Raw genomic sequence first — 16004 nt, 5'->3', positions numbered from 1 at the left:
AAATCATTTTTTATTTCTGCAAATTCTGCTTACTATTACTTCTATGCCTATATTTTCTCTTATTTGACCTTTTTTTATTCTATAATCCATATCACTGCACAAATTATATAAATCCAGCAATTCTTTATATGAATATTTTTTTAGCTGTAGATTGCATTTTTTTACAACAAAGGGATGCAACATAAGCATTTTGGATATAGTATCATTAGAACACTTTTCTTTTGTAAGTATATATATTTTTATCAAAAGTGAAAGCTGTCTTCCCAAAAGTGATAGAAGTAATATAGCATTTTTTTGCACATCAAGAATATTATATAACATCGAATGCGAATTTCTAAAATCTCCTGCAAAAACATAGTCTATAAATTTAAAAACATCATTATCGTTTACTGTACTGCTTACTTTTTCTATATCTATTACGCTTACTATATTATTATTGTTATTGGAATTAAGGCAGATTTTATCTATTTCACTTTCTACATCAAGCAATGTAATTTCAGAATCCTTGAATAAATATCCGCTTTTTTGTATAAAGTATTCCTTTGAATGACTGTCTATAATAACATTTTTACTTTTGAACTTGTCTGAAACCCATGAAGAAAATTTTACCTTATCAAGTTTATCTGATTGATATATATCATACTTTTTCTTCATAAATTTATATAACTCGCTTCGTTTATCCACTTGCATAGGTGCAAAAATTACAACAGTTGTATTACAAGGGGAGTCCAAATAGTTTATTATCTTTTGCATCTGCTCTTTAGACTGACTTTTATTAGTAGTTTGAAACAAATCGGAGTTTTTGACAACAATGACTCTTTTCGTATCCATAAAAGGGATTGATTCACAACAGCTGACCATATTATCTATATCCGTTTCATTTTCAGAATCTATCAATGTAAAATTAAGTTCTCTAAAATTAGGATTGAGCGAATCTTTTACAATTTGTATAGCTTTGTCTATGGGATATCTCTCTTGTCCGCACAAAAAATATACAGGAAGATTATCTCCTGATAAACTATTGTATAAATCTTTTTCGTTCATTTAAATACAATTTCCCTTTCTAAAAAATCAATATGCTCTCAAATCGTCAAGACCTTCTTTGCAATATATGGATATTCCTACAAGCCCCGGACCTGTATGCACTGCTATTACAGGGGTAACAGATGTTTTTATAAAATCTTTAATATTGTTGTTATTGGATTTTATAATATCATATACTTTATCTCTATCATCTTTAGCGATGGCATCTGCAATGGCAACAACACATTCTTTCTTTTTATCTATCAATTTTTGTACTATTTCATTAAGTGTTTTAAGAGCAATATTTCTTCCTCTAACTTTTTTTATTGTATAATATTGACCTGTGTCTATTTCATCAACACCTATTATGGGTTTTATATTGAGTATATTACCTACTACACCACTTACTTTGCCTATACGTCCACCTTTTATAAGATAAGTCAATGTATCGAGCATAAAAAAAGTTCTTGTATTTTTGACAGTATTCACTGCAATATCAATAACCTCATCAAAAGATTTGTCAAGTTTTACAGCATTTGCCGCCTGTATTACTGCATGACCTATACCCATTGATATGGTTTTTGTATCTATCAGTTTTATGTTCATATATTCCAAATAATCTTTTGCAATTTGACTTATAAGATTGTAAGTACCGCTTAAATTGGATGACAAAAACAAACCCACTACATTTTTTATATTGTTTGCTTTAAGCCTTTCAAACACATCTATAATATCTTCTGCAAAAGGAAGAGATGTTGTAGGAATTTCTTTATCCAAATTTACATATATTTCTTCATAGGTTATTTCTATCTTGTCTTTATAAGTTTTATTTGAACAATTTACCTGCAAAGGTATAATTTGTATATCGTTAGCCTTAATGAACTCATCAGGCAAATCTGATGTAGAGTCAGTAACTATAGCTATATCTCTCATAAGCTACCCCTCTCTAATATTTTGTATATATAATTTTGTTGTATTTATTATTATATAAAATTTTTAGATAAAAGTTAGTTTTTTACTTTTATAATTATAAAACATTTATATTTTTTTTTCAATTAAATTTTACTTAAAAAACTATCTGCCAAATTTATGATTTTGACAGATAGTTTAATCAAGCAATAAAATATTTTAAGTTTATACTGAAACATGTTTGGTTAGATAATAATATCAGTCTATATTTTTTACAACATATTTTTTAAAAATTTACCTGTGTATGATTTTTTTACTTTTGCAACTTCTTCAGGCGTGCCTGTAGCCACTATCGTTCCACCACCTACTCCGCCTTCAGGTCCTAAATCTATTATATAATCGCAAGATTTTATGACATCTAAATTGTGTTCTATAACAACTACAGTATTGCCTAAATCAGTCAATTTTTGCAAAACTTCTATAAGCTTGCTCACATCGTCTGTATGAAGTCCGGTAGTAGGCTCGTCAAGTATATACAATGTATTTCCTGTAGAAATTTTACTAAGCTCGGTTGCCAATTTTATTCTCTGTGCTTCTCCACCTGAGAGTTGTGTTGACGGTTGTCCAAGTTTTATATAAGATAGTCCTACTTGTATCAATGTCTCCAATTTTCTCTTTATTCTTGGGATTGAATCAAAAAAATCTATCGCAGTTTTTACATCCATATCCAATACGTCAGATATACTTTTATCTTTGTAAGTCACTTGCAATGTTTCTCTATTATATCTCTTACCGTCACATACTTCGCATGGTACATATACATCCGGCAAAAAGTGCATTTCCAATTTTATTATTCCGTCACCGTTACAGGCTTCACATCTTCCACCTTTTACATTGAATGAAAATCTTCCTTTTTTGTAACCTCTTGCCTTTGATTCCGGTGTCATTGCGAACACATCTCTTATTATGTCAAAAACTCCTGTATATGTTGCAGGATTTGAACGTGGAGTTCTTCCTATAGGTGACTGGTCTATATCTACTACTTTGTCAATTTTTTCAAGTCCGTTTACAGATTTACATTTGCCTATTTTAAATTTACTTTTATATAATTTTGATGATGCTGATTTATATAATATTTCATTTACCAATGTACTTTTTCCTGAACCTGACACGCCTGTCACACAAGTGAAAACTCCAAGAGGTATATCTACATCTATATCCTTTAAATTATTTTCAGATGCTTTTTTAATATTTATATATCCTTTTTCAATAGCTCTTCTCGTTTTTGGAACTTGTATTTTTTTCTTTCCTGATAAATATTGACCGGTGATTGAGCGTGGAGATTTTTTTATTTCATCAACTGTACCACAAGCCACAACTTCTCCGCCATATGTTCCTGCACCGGGTCCTATATCGACTATATAATCTGCTGATTTTATAGTATCATCATCATGCTCTACTACGATAAGAGTGTTTCCAATATCAGCAAGATTTCTAAGGGACGCCAATAATCTTTCGTTATCTCTTTGGTGCAATCCTATCGAAGGCTCATCAAGTACATATAATACTCCTACAAGTGCAGAACCTATCTGTGTTGCAAGTCTTATTCTTTGTGCTTCTCCACCAGATAATGTTCCAGCTTTTCTTGACAAAGTCAAATATTCAAGTCCGACATCTTTCAAAAATGTGGCTCTTGCTCTTATTTCTTTTAATATTTCTCCGGCTATTATGCTTTCTTTTTTTGTAAGTTTTAAATTATCAATGTATCCTATCAAATCTGTTATTGATTTATCTGTAACGCTTGCAATATTTTCTTCTCCAACTGTAACAGAAAGTATTTCCTCTTTAAGTCTTGCTCCTTTACAACTCGGACAGGGACTTTCCACCATATATTGCTCAATTTTTTCTCTTATAAGATTTGATGGTGTTTCTTTGTATCTTCTCTCCAAATTCGGTATTACACCTTCGAAAGTAGATTTGTATTTTCTGCTTCCACCAAATTTACTGTCAAATGAAAATTCTACTATCTCATTAGTTCCATATAGAAGTTTTTGTCTAAAATCTTCAGGTAGTTCTTTATATGGTATATCAAGCGAAATTTTATTTTTCTTCGCCAACGCTTCAATTAATTTAAAATAATATCCTTCTTCTTTTGCTGCATCAGATGTATTCCATGCATCTATCGCACCTTGTCTGAGAGTAAGTGTATCATCAGGTATGAGCAAATTTATATCTATGTTGCTCATAGTTCCAAGACCAAGACAAGTAGGACACGCACCCATAGGATTGTTAAATGAAAACATAGCAGGAGATAAATCACTCATAGCTATACCATGCTCAGGACATGCAAGTTTAGTAGAATACATAATTTCTTTTTCTCCTATGACATCTACTATAAGTATACCGTCAGATAAATTTACAGCAGTTTCTATTGAGTCCGCCAATCTTTTTTCCAAATTATCTTTTATTATAAGCCTATCTATTACTATTGATATATCATGTTTTTTATTTTTTTCTAATTTTATTTCATCTTCTACTGTATAATCCTGACCGTCAATCTTCAATCTTATATATCCGTCTTTTTTTATTCCCTCAATAACTTTTTCATGAGCGCCTTTTTTACCTCTTATTATAGGAGAAATTATCTGTATCTTGGTTTTGCTGTCAAAGAGCATAATTTTGTCTACTATCTCCTGTATACTCATCTGTCTTATTTCATTATGACATATAGGACAATGAGGTATACCGATATTGGCAAATAACAGTCTCAAATAATCATATATTTCTGTAACTGTACCTACTGTAGAACGTGGATTGTTTGATGTGGTTTTTTGGTCTATAGATATGGCAGGTGGAAGACCTTCTATATATTCAACATCAGGTTTATCCATTCTGCCCAAAAACTGCCTTGCATAAGATGACAAACTCTCCACATATCGTCTTTGCCCTTCAGCATATATAGTGTCAAACGCCAAAGACGATTTTCCGGAACCTGACAAACCTGTGAAAACTATCATTTTATTTCGTGGAAGTTCAAGGTCTACATTCTTAAGGTTATGCTCCTTTGCTCCCTTTATTATAATCTTATCATTCATTATAAAACCTCATATATTTTTTATGTTATTTTTGAAAATATAAATACTATTAATTATATTTTTTACGAACTGTATTTAATTATATAACAATATAAAAATTTTCAAAAATACAATTAAAAAATACCACATATATATTATTTGAAACATTTTATCCTATTTAATCTTCGCTTCTATTTCTTTTATTGTATCTCTTAACTTTGCGGCTTTTTCAAATTCCAAGTTTTCAGCTGCTGCAAGCATCTGCTCTGTGAGCAATATAATTCTTTGTTTCAATTCTTCTACTTCTATAATATCTTTTACACCGTAATTTTCACCGGTTTCTGCTACTTTTGTTGCAACTATCAAATCTCTTACTTCTTTATATATAGTCTGTGGTTTTATATTGTGTTTTTTATTATATTGCTCTTGTATATGTCTTCTTCTATCTGTTTCTTCAATAGCCACTTGCATTGAATTTGTTATTATATCTGCATACATTATTACTTTTCCGTCAGCATTTCTTGCCGCTCTTCCTATAGTCTGTATGAGTGAAGTTTCTGAACGCAAAAATCCTTCTTTATCTGCATCCAATATCGCAACAAGCGAAACCTCCGGAATATCAAGTCCTTCTCTCAAAAGATTTATGCCTACGAGTACATCAAATTCACCTATTCGCAAATCTCTTATTATTTTTATTCTGTCGAGTGTATCTACATCAGAGTGCAAATATTTTACTCTTATACCTACTTTTTCAAGATAGCTTGTAAGTTTTTCCGCCATTTTCTTCGTGAGTGTCGTCACCAAAACTCTTTCATCTTTTTTAGCTCTTAAATTTATTTCGCCTATTAAATCATCTATCTGTCCCTCAATTTTTCTGACCTCTATAATAGGATCCAATAGACCAGTAGGCCGTATAACCTGCTCACCGAATTCTGATGATTTTTCCATTTCATATTTTCCAGGTGTTGCAGATACAAACATTATTTGATTTATTATACTTTCAAATTCTTCAAATTTGAGCGGTCTGTTGTCAAATGCAGATGGTAGTCTAAAACCGTAATCTATTAATGATTTTTTCCTTGAATGGTCACCTGCATACATAGCGTGTAGCTGTGGTAACATTACATGGGATTCATCTATTATTATCAAAAAATCCTCAGGAAAGAAATCTATCAGCGTAAACGGTCTTTCGCCAACTTTTCTTCCGGTCAAGTGAAGCGAATAATTTTCTATTCCTTTACAATTTCCTATCTCTTTCAACATTTCTATATCATATTTTGTACGCTGAGAAATTCTTTGCGCCTCCAACAACATATCATTATCTTCAAAGAATTGTATTCTATCTTTTAATTCTTGCTCTATACCTTTTATGGCTTTTTCCATCTTACCTCTATTTGTTACATAATGTGATGCCGGAAATATGGAAACATGATCTCTTGTCCCTAAAACTTCACCTGTAAGATAATTTATCTCTGATATTCTTTCTATTTCATCTCCGAAAAATTCTATTCTCAATCCTCTTTCATCAGTATTAGCAGGTAAAATTTCAAGAATGTCTCCTCTAACTCTGAACGTTCCTCTGACAAAATTTACATCATTTCTTTCATACTGTATCTCTACCAATTCTCTGATTACATCATCTCTATCTTTGTTCTGCTCCGGTCTTAATGATACCATCATTTCAAGATAATCCGTAGGATCTCCAAGTCCATATATGCAAGATACTGATGCGACTACAACTGTATCTCGTCTTTCCAATATAGCTGCTGTAGCACTGTGACGAAGCTTATCAATTTCGTCATTTATAGATGAATCTTTTTCTATATATGTGTCGCTGTGAGGTACATATGCCTCCGGTTGATAATAGTCATAATACGATACGAAATATTCCACAGCATTATTTGGAAAAAACTCCTTAAATTCACTGTATAATTGAGCTGCAAGAGTTTTATTATGTGTAATTACAAGTGTAGGCTTTTGAACCTCTTGTATTATATTAGCCATTGTAAATGTCTTACCTGAACCTGTTACTCCAAGTAAAGTTTGAAATTTATTCCCTTTTTTTATTGATTTGCTCATAGCTTTTATGGCTTGTGGTTGGTCACCTGTAGGTTTGTATGAAGATATTACTTCAAACTGCATAGTTATATCCTTTCAATTCTCTTTATATCAAAAAATATATTATGTTATTCACATCAATTATACTATAAAACCTATTAAATAAAAATATTTATTGAGTTTATTTAAAGCTAAAAAACAGGTACAACAATTTATCAAAACTATGTACCTGTTTTTAATTTATTTTATTTGAATAAAAATTCTTTTAAAAAAATATAGTTTAGGTTTTAAAAATATATATATTATCTAATTTTTGCAGGAAGTACATAACCGTTTCTGTTCTTCTTAGGCGCTGAAGGCATTTCCCATAAATTATGATCTGTATGCAAAAGACTATGTGCTTTATGGCTATTAGGCTCTGTAAAATAATTTTCATAAATAGCTTTTATATCAGGATTTTCATGAGAATATCTAATGGTTGAACTCTCATCTATAAAATAAAGATTTTTTCCTCTTTCAAATGCAAGCTCACTTCCATCGTGTATGGGTTGACCTCCTCCCCCTACACATCCTCCGGGACATGCCATTATTTCAACAAAATCATAGTGCTTTTCACCATTTTCTACACTATCTATCAATTTTCTTGCATTTCCTAAGCCGTTTGCTACACCTATTCTGAGATTTGTACCGTTTAATTCAAAATTTGCCTCTACTATTCCTGTTTCTTGTGAAGATGCTCTAACCACATCAAATGCGTCTGCCGGGCAATTAACTCCCATTATTGCATGGTATGCTGTTCTGAGTGCCGCTTCCATCACTCCTCCGGTAGCTCCAAATATAACTCCTGCGCCTGAATAATCATGGAATAACTTATCAGGCTCTATTCCAACTAAATTTTCAATATTTATATGTGACGCTCTTAACATTCTTACAAATTCTCTTGTAGTTATAACTAAGTCTGTATCATGCCCTGCATATTCTCCATGGAATAACTCCATATTGCTTTCTCCTTTTTTTGCAAGACAAGGCATTATAGCAACTGAAACTATGTCTTCAGGATTTTTACCTATACTTTGAGCAAAATATGATTTCATAACTGAACCGAACATCTGCATAGGAGATTTTGCAGTGGAAAGTTGTTTTACCAAATGAGGATATTGGCTTTTTATAAATCTTACCCAGCCCGGACAACAAGAAGTAAACATAGGTCTTTCCTTAAGATCTCCATTACTGAATCTGTCTATAAATTCATATGCTTCTTCCATTATTGTAAGATCAGCTGAAAATGATGTATCAAATACATAATCCGCTCCCATCTTTTTTAGTCCTTCAAATATCTTATTTACTGTACCTGCTTCTCTCCCAAGATTGCTGTCTTCAGCCCAAGCCGTTCTTACAGCCGGTGCCACTTGTACTACAACTACTTTATTAGGGTCTGCAAATGCTCTCCACAATCTTTCTGTATCATCTCGTTCCACTAATGCCCCTACAGGACAGTGTGTAATACATTGTCCGCATAAAGAGCAATCCGCCTCTTTTATTGTTCTTGAACCTGAAACATTTACGGTACTTCTTGCTCCTGTTCCTTCGAGCTCCCATACATTGAGACTTTGAATTTTATCACAGACCTGTATACAGCGCATACATTTTATACATTTCGTAGAATTTCTTACAAGCGGAAATGTTCTGTCCCACTCTTGTCTTTCAAGCACTTCTCCGTAAAGAATATCCCTTATATTTAAGTCATTTGACAGTGCTTGCAATGAACAGTTTCCTGAACGAACACAGGTTGCGCATTTACAATCATGCTGAGAAAGTATCATCTGAACAGTTCTATAACGATCAAGTCTCACTCTTTGGCTGTCAGTATGTATAATCATTCCCTCTTCAACAGAATTATTGCATGAGGTAACTAATCTATCTATGCCTTCCACTTCTACAACGCACACTCTACATGCTGCTATCTCGTTTATGTCTTTCAAAAAACAAAGTTTGGGAATATTTATACCGACAATTTTAGCAGCATCCATTATACTTGTTCCTTCATCAACACTTACATTTACACCATCTATTATTAAATTTACCATAAGTTTTCACGACCTCCTTTGAATATACCGAATCCATAATGGTCACAGCGTAAGCATCTTCCACATTCTTGCATAGCTGCCATTTTAGGCATACATAATTCAATCTCTTCAAAATCATCTTTTCTTTCACATGCCTCACGCTCTCCAAGTTCAACTCTTGCACAAGACGGTCTGTCATCTTTATTTGGTATCGGTATATCAACGTCACAACTTATTTCGTGTCTATATCCCAAGTATTCATCTATATTCGCTGCAAGTACTTTCCCTGCCGCTATCGCTTTTATAACGGTAGATGGACCTGATGCACAGTCACCTCCTGAAAATATATTAGGTAGAGCATCAAAACCTCCTGTAGGTAAAGAAAATATTTTCCCTTTTGCCACAGGTATTCCTGCATCTTCATAATGCTTAGTTTCTATATCTTGTCCTATTGCTACCACTATATTATCACATTCTATAAACTCGTCCTCTTCTCCGGAAGGTATTACATTTGCCCTTTTATCTTTTATTTTGGATATCATTTGTGGAGTTACCCATATCCCTTTCAGTACACCATCTATAATTTCAAGTTTTTTAGGTGCTTTTAAAGTTATAAGTTCTACTCCTTCAGCTAAAGCTCCTTCAATCTCCATAGGTAAAGCCGTCATATCAGCAGTTCTTCTTCTATAAACACAGCTCACTTTTTCACTTCCAAGCCTTACAGCAGTTCTTACAGCATCCATTGCAACATTTCCTCCGCCAATTACTACTGTTTTTTTACCGTCAAGTCTTTTTGCTTTATCAAGTCCCACTTCTCTTAAAAATTTTACTGCTGAAACTACATTTTCATTATCTTCACCTTCAAGACCAAGTTTTTTATCAGTTGAAGCTCCTATCGTTATTAGAGTTGCATCGTATTTTCTACTTAATTCGTTAAAATCTATGTCAACACCTATTTTTAATCCAAATTTAACTTCTACACCTGTTTTTAAAATTGCATCTATATCATCATCTAAACGTTTTTTAGGAAGTCTGTAATTAGGTATACCATATCTCAACATCCCTCCAAGTTTAGGCAACATCTCATATACAGTTGTTTGATGACCCATTAATTGTAAATAGTATGCTGCACTTAATCCTGCCGGTCCGCCTCCTATTACAGCTATCTTTTTTCCTGTAGAAACATTGCATTTTGGTGGATCTACTTCTCCTGCAAAATCAGACGCAACTCTTTTTATTCCCCTTATGTTGATAGAATCATCTATCATATTTCTTCTACATCTTTCTTCACAAGGATGTTCACATATGTAAGCACAAGTTGTAGGAAGAGGATTGTCTTTTCTTATAAGCCTTATGGCATCTGCATAACGTTCTTCTTTTACTAAAGCTATGTATCCAGGTATATCTATTCCCGCCGGACAAAGCGAAACACATGGAACCGGCTGTGTGTTTAAGCAAGTACATCTTCCGCTGTTTATATGTTCTTCATAATCATCTCTACAATATTTTACGCTTTTATATACCATTTGAGCCGCTTCATAACCTATGGCACAGTCAGCTGTTTCATATATAGATTTTGCTGTTTCTTCTATAAGATCTATAACAGATATATCTGCATCTCCTCTGAGTACATCCGTTATGAGATGCTTAAGCTGTAAAAGTCCTACACGACACGGGACACATTTTCCACAAGTCTGAGAATGACTCATCTCTATAAATGCTCTTGTGGTATCTACCGGACAGACTCCAATAGGACCTGATTTTATTCTTAGGCTTAAATCATCGTATATATCTTCGACTATAAGTTGAGAATTACTTCTGGAACGAAGTTCCAATCTACTCATATAAAAATCCCCTTTCTTTTTACCAATCATATATAAAATATATAGTTTTATAACATCGTTATCTCTGCCATATTTTATCTACTTATCAGTAAATTGGTGATAAGTAGATTAACTTTTTTATTATGTAATTAGCAACAATATAATTATAATTTATTAATATATATCTTTTTATATATAATTTGTATTACTTTTTTTGTAAACTTGCATTGAAATAATAAATTTTTATATTAATCAAGTATACAATTTTCATTTTAAATTAATTATCTCATAAATGCAATATTAGTTTATTTTTTGACAAAAAAAATATAATTGACCTGTTAAATAACATTGCAAAATGTTAATAACTAAAGAAAAATTTCTTTACTTTTTTCTTCAATCAAAGCTATTTACAACTACATACTATAATACTAAAACTCAATATAACAATAGAAAAATATTGTTGGATATGTTTAATAAAAATCTAACAATATTTATGGATTCCTCACATAAATTACCTATTATTCTATTAGGATTTAGTATAAGTAATCGAACAAGTCAATTACATGAATGAATTTATAATTTTATATCTTTTGCTATTGTTTATATCATCTTAAATGGATTTTAGCATCAGATAATATATATATAAAAAATGAATTAAAACTCACTTAAGAGCAAAGAGCCATCCTTACCACTTTCGTATATCATAAAGTATCTTGTTTTTCCATTTTCATCAACAAATGAAATTCCATTGTTTGGAATACTTCCCAAAAATTTCAATCCCAATATAAAAGGTCTTGCTGATGGAGATTCACCTGCTTCATATACAACTTTAGTTGAAAATTTAGGATTATCTTTTTTATCCTGCCCTACATACTCAAGTTCTAAAATCTTGAGATCCGTATAATCTTTTTTCGCCTGCAATGTTGCTTTAACCGGATATTTTTTATCTTCCGCTATAAAAGAATCATAATCATATACATAATCCAATTCTTCTTTTTTAGAATTGGCAATACTTAACGGCAATCCTGAATATTGACCCTCTTCATAATCTGAAAATAAATTAAATTTCAAAGGTTTTGCTTGTTTTAAAAATTTCTCGTCTATTTTCCAAAATTCATCTTCACTAATATTTAATTCCTCTGAAACCGATTTATCCATAACTCCTGTGTTATTGTGATAATAAGTTATTATTCCACTTGAAGGTTCTTTTTCATCACTGAAATAAAAATCTATATACTCCATCTTCTGTACATCTTTACTCAATTTATAAACACCGTTCGCATAATACAAGCCACCTAAAGAACGTAGATTATAAAATTTTCCATCTCCAAGATAACAATGACTGTCTCTTGAAGAACCTATGATAACCGGCTTCACTTCGTCATCTGAAATAGTGTAAAGAGCCAATATATCCTCACTTTTATATTCTCCGTTTTCCTGTTTTTTAGGGGTACTTATTACAAGCTCCAAAACTCCATCTTTGTTAAAATCCTCTAAGCAATAACCAAACAAAACCAGATTATCAGAAGAGTTTGTCCACAAATATTCAAAAACTCCTATTTTATCATCGTCAACTTCATAGTCTTGAGCAAAATCTTCGCTATAATTTGAAATAATTTTATGGTATTCATCTAAAAGCGGTGAATAGATTTTTAGAGCTTCTGCTTCTTTTCCCTTTATATCATCTTTAGATACCTTATTTACAGATTTTTGAGAAATTTGTTTTTGATCAGATTTAGCATCTTCTTTTCCAAGTGATGCTTTATCAGAATTCTTCTTTTCTTGAGTTTCTTGTGTTTTTTTAGTATCGGCATCTAAACTTCCTTTTGACAAACCATCTTTCTTTGACTGACATACAGAAAAACCTGACATGAGCATAAATAACACTAATAAAAAAGCCATCTTCTTCTTCATATGTATTTCCCTTCCTTCCTAAATTACTTTTTTAATATCTTAAAGAATACTTTTAATGCCATTAATATAAAATCTGCAAAACCATGGGTTAATTTTCAATCACCTGTAAAATTCTGATTTTTTTACTATACTTACTATACTTATTATACACCAAAACTGTCTGTATTGAAATAGACTTATTGTTGAAGTTATAAAGTGGTTTTGATATAATCTTATACATGAGAAACAGAAAATTAACGTTTTATACTAAAATCTTATAGAATAATGGAAAAACATAATAATTAATTTTTTTGGTAGACTATTTATATTAATGTTATACAAGTTATCCATAACTTTATTAGAAAATAGTATTACATAATCATATAAGGAGCAGACTATGAAAATTGTATGTATTGGAGATAGCATCACCTATGGATATAATATTGAGCCAAATAAAACTTGGATAGAGATTTCAAAGCAAAGAACAGGCTATGAAATTTTAAATTATGGAATCAACGGAGATACATCAAGCGGAATGTTGAATCGTTTTTACAAAGATGTCATTACACAAAATCCGCAATATGTACATATCATGGGTGGAGTTAATGATTTGATTTGTATTGGAAAATTGAATATAGTAAAATCTAATATAATGGAGATGATACGTCAAGCACAAAATGAAAATATCATACCTATTTTAGGTATTTCTACCGGTATAGTTGTCGATGACATTCCGTATGAATGGGGATTATTCACTGATTACAAACGAATAGAGCTCTCCTTGATAGAATATGAAACTTGGCTTATCAATTTTGCAAATTCTTTTAAAATAGATACGATCAACTACAGAAAGGCATTGGAAAATTGCCCATACAACAATGTTAAAAACCTATTGTTCTCTGACGGACTCCATCCCAATGAATTAGGCACAAAATATATGGCAGAGGCTTTTATAGACTACTTCAGATTTATAAAATAGTAATTTTTATATTTCCTTACTAATTTTTGAATTAATTTACGATTTTATTGTAAAAATTCCAATTTATGGTCAATTTATTTATAATAGATTTTATTTGCTATATTTTCTTATCATATAACACTAATTAAAAAACATATAGAATAATAGTTAACAATGAATTTTCATTAGCTTATTAAAAATATAAATATATGTCCTTTTAATTAAGTGATAGTATACAAATCATAGTATAATTATATACTTAAAAATCTATACTTTTTCAAAAGAATAAATATATACAATTTAAAAATATTATAATTTGTAACAGTTTTTAGAATTAATTGGTAAATAATTTAATGAATAAAAAAACCTATATCCTCGTGTTTATCACAAAAGATATAGGTAATACTATGCTTAGAAAACTATCTAAAGCTTTTCATTTGCAAATACATTTGAAAAATATTTATCAAACTATATATTGAGTTTCTTTAATCTTTTTTATTAACGTTTATTGTTTTTATAAGCTTATCAGGTAATTGCACTATATTTACTCCGTTTTCCTTTTTCAAAAATATATAAACATCCAGTGTGCTTGCATTTTGAGCTATCTCAAACTGAGGTTTAAGTGCATTATTTTCTTTTTTACTCGCTTGGTAATAGTAATAAGTTGCTTTAGGTATATGTTTTAAATACTCTTTATTTATATTATCTTTTCTTGTATAGGTAAAATTAGCCAAAGAGTTGTCAGATTCTTTTATGTCATTTATCATATGAGTAGTTGCAATCAAAGAGTGTATAGTATTTCTTCCATTTTTGTTGAAATCTGAAACTTCTTTTCCATTGCTGTACTTTTTTATACCATTTCCGTCATTTGTAGAATCAAGAGGATAATAATATACATCAAAAGTATATACATTCATATAAAAATAACCGTTAAGTCCTTTTGTAACATTACCCTTCTCTCCTGCTTTAAATATGAAATATTTTCCGTCAACTAAATATTTTTCGTTTTTTACATCGTCGGTTAGAGCATAGGTAAAGCTGAATTTTTCTGAATCAGACCCTATTGTTTTTTCAAGTTTTGCAGTATCATTTTTTTGAGAAAATTTTATAGTATCGACAATGGATTTTTCATCTGAATTTATTAAAAAATTCTTAGTTTTATAATTCCAAGATATTTTAAAATTTAAAAAATCTCTTAAAACAGTTGCAGGAATCATAAGTTTTCCATTTTTTAATACCGGTTTTAATTCTATAGAAACTTTGTTGTCGTTTAATTTAACAATATTGCTCCCATTCGTAAACTCTATTTTTAAAGTATCTGTTTTTATAGTTGCAGTTTTTGAATCCTTGTTCCAAGATATGCTTCCACCTATTGCAACTGATAAGTCACCTGCTGCTATAAAAGCTTTATCATTTTGTATCAATACAGGAGTCGAGTTTTGAATTTTGTTATTATTTATATATATACCTTCAGCATCACTGAAAGATATGTTAAAAAGTAATAATAACAAAAAGGAAAAAATAATTTTGTTTAAAAATTTCATATAATTCACCTCTTATAAGTTACACCAAAATTAAATTTATATTCAAAATAAAAATATTTATAAAATAATCATTTGATATATTAATTCAATAAATCGGTGATTGTCTTAAAAATTAAATACTTTGTCAAAAAAGAAAAAATCCTCTTATAATTAAAAAGAGGATTTAGATTTTTTATTATTCTTGTGAAAAACTGTCTTTATCAACTCCACATACTGGACAAACCCAATCATCCGGCAAATCCCCAAAGCTTGTTCCTGGTGCTATTCCGTTTTCTTCATCTCCAACAGCAGGATCATAAACATATCCACATACATCACATACATATTTTTGCATAAAAAATATTCTCCTTTTTAAAATTTAATTTTGTAGTAGAGCCTTGCTCTAATAATACTTATAATTAAGTTTTAATTATAAGCTTAAACTATTTCTCTTATATGAGGTAAATTTTTGCTTATTCAAAAGCAATTATCTTATACCCCACTATAATCTATAAATAACACTGTAAAATAAAATATATATAATTTTACTATAAATTTAAATATAACACAATAACTAATTACAATTTGTAATAATATATCATATAAAACATAATTTTATTAAACCCCATTTTTTGTTTTAATTTCAATATTTATGTAAAAAATAATATTTTAAAATT

10 protein-coding genes are annotated in these 16004 nt (G+C 30.4%); 1 reads left to right on the top strand and 9 read right to left on the bottom strand.

Annotation, left to right across the window (positions count from 1 at the left end):
• Positions 1–3: 3 nt before the first annotated feature.
• The 7 genes from holA to HMPREF9630_RS00925 all read right to left on the bottom strand — a co-directional run bounded on the left by holA (position 4) and on the right by HMPREF9630_RS00925 (position 12867).
• Complete coding sequence (gene holA, locus HMPREF9630_RS00955; protein ID WP_009526672.1) at positions 4–1044, bottom strand: DNA polymerase III subunit delta; 1041 nt, start codon at positions 1042–1044, stop codon at positions 4–6.
• Between the two features lie 27 nt (positions 1045–1071).
• Positions 1072–1956, bottom strand: coding sequence for a DegV family protein (locus HMPREF9630_RS00950; protein WP_009526671.1), 885 nt, complete (start codon positions 1954–1956; stop codon positions 1072–1074).
• A gap of 248 nt (positions 1957–2204) precedes the next feature.
• Positions 2205–5027 (bottom strand): excinuclease ABC subunit UvrA, encoded by a 2823-nt coding sequence (gene uvrA, locus HMPREF9630_RS00945; protein WP_009526670.1) that lies wholly within the window; start codon positions 5025–5027, stop codon positions 2205–2207.
• A gap of 153 nt (positions 5028–5180) precedes the next feature.
• Positions 5181–7148, bottom strand: coding sequence for an excinuclease ABC subunit UvrB (gene uvrB / locus HMPREF9630_RS00940; RefSeq protein ID WP_009526669.1), 1968 nt, complete (start codon positions 7146–7148; stop codon positions 5181–5183).
• 218 nt (positions 7149–7366) lie between these two features.
• Positions 7367–9151, bottom strand: a complete 1785-nt coding sequence (locus HMPREF9630_RS00935) for a [FeFe] hydrogenase, group A (RefSeq protein WP_009526668.1) — start codon at positions 9149–9151, stop codon at positions 7367–7369.
• A complete protein-coding gene (locus HMPREF9630_RS00930) occupies positions 9145–10974 on the bottom strand; it encodes an NAD(P)-binding protein (RefSeq protein ID WP_009526667.1) in 1830 nt (609 codons plus the stop codon). Before HMPREF9630_RS00930 ends, HMPREF9630_RS00935 begins: the two co-directional genes overlap by 7 nt.
• A gap of 633 nt (positions 10975–11607) precedes the next feature.
• Positions 11608–12867: a hypothetical protein gene (locus HMPREF9630_RS00925; RefSeq protein ID WP_009526666.1), complete on the bottom strand. Its 1260-nt coding sequence runs from the start codon at positions 12865–12867 to the stop codon at positions 11608–11610.
• 376 nt (positions 12868–13243) lie between these two features.
• Here HMPREF9630_RS00925 and HMPREF9630_RS00920 point away from each other — a divergent pair, with 376 nt between their 5' ends.
• Positions 13244–13825 carry a GDSL-type esterase/lipase family protein gene (locus tag HMPREF9630_RS00920; RefSeq protein ID WP_009526665.1) on the top strand — a complete coding sequence of 194 codons (582 nt, stop codon included), beginning with the start codon at positions 13244–13246 and terminating at the stop codon, positions 13823–13825.
• Positions 13826–14289: 464 nt separating this feature from the next.
• Here HMPREF9630_RS00920 and HMPREF9630_RS00915 read toward each other — a convergent pair whose 3' ends face one another.
• Both HMPREF9630_RS00915 and rd read right to left on the bottom strand, forming a co-directional pair.
• Positions 14290–15348, bottom strand: a complete 1059-nt coding sequence (locus tag HMPREF9630_RS00915) for a copper amine oxidase N-terminal domain-containing protein (RefSeq protein ID WP_009526664.1) — start codon at positions 15346–15348, stop codon at positions 14290–14292.
• 175 nt (positions 15349–15523) lie between these two features.
• Positions 15524–15682, bottom strand: a complete 159-nt coding sequence (gene rd / locus HMPREF9630_RS00910) for a rubredoxin (RefSeq protein ID WP_009525873.1) — start codon at positions 15680–15682, stop codon at positions 15524–15526.
• Between the last annotated feature and the right edge of the window lie 322 nt (positions 15683–16004).

The sequence above is a fragment of the Peptoanaerobacter stomatis genome, from assembly GCF_000238095.2.
Lineage (GTDB): Bacteria > Bacillota > Clostridia > Peptostreptococcales > Filifactoraceae > Peptoanaerobacter > Peptoanaerobacter stomatis_A.
The sequence above is the reverse complement of the archived record's forward strand: the minus strand, read 5'-3'. Positions and strand labels throughout refer to the sequence as shown.

Coding starts and splice junctions, on each gene's coding strand:
- holA (WP_009526672.1), bottom strand. CDS start 1,044: ATGAACGAAAAAGATTTATACAATAGTTTATCAGGAGATAATCTTCCT.
- HMPREF9630_RS00950 (WP_009526671.1), bottom strand. CDS start 1,956: ATGAGAGATATAGCTATAGTTACTGACTCTACATCAGATTTGCCTGAT.
- uvrA (WP_009526670.1), bottom strand. CDS start 5,027: ATGAATGATAAGATTATAATAAAGGGAGCAAAGGAGCATAACCTTAAG.
- uvrB (WP_009526669.1), bottom strand. CDS start 7,148: ATGCAGTTTGAAGTAATATCTTCATACAAACCTACAGGTGACCAACCA.
- HMPREF9630_RS00935 (WP_009526668.1), bottom strand. CDS start 9,151: ATGGTAAATTTAATAATAGATGGTGTAAATGTAAGTGTTGATGAAGGA.
- HMPREF9630_RS00930 (WP_009526667.1), bottom strand. CDS start 10,974: ATGAGTAGATTGGAACTTCGTTCCAGAAGTAATTCTCAACTTATAGTC.
- HMPREF9630_RS00925 (WP_009526666.1), bottom strand. CDS start 12,867: ATGAAGAAGAAGATGGCTTTTTTATTAGTGTTATTTATGCTCATGTCA.
- HMPREF9630_RS00920 (WP_009526665.1), top strand. CDS start 13,244: ATGAAAATTGTATGTATTGGAGATAGCATCACCTATGGATATAATATT.
- HMPREF9630_RS00915 (WP_009526664.1), bottom strand. CDS start 15,348: ATGAAATTTTTAAACAAAATTATTTTTTCCTTTTTGTTATTATTACTT.
- rd (WP_009525873.1), bottom strand. CDS start 15,682: ATGCAAAAATATGTATGTGATGTATGTGGATATGTTTATGATCCTGCT.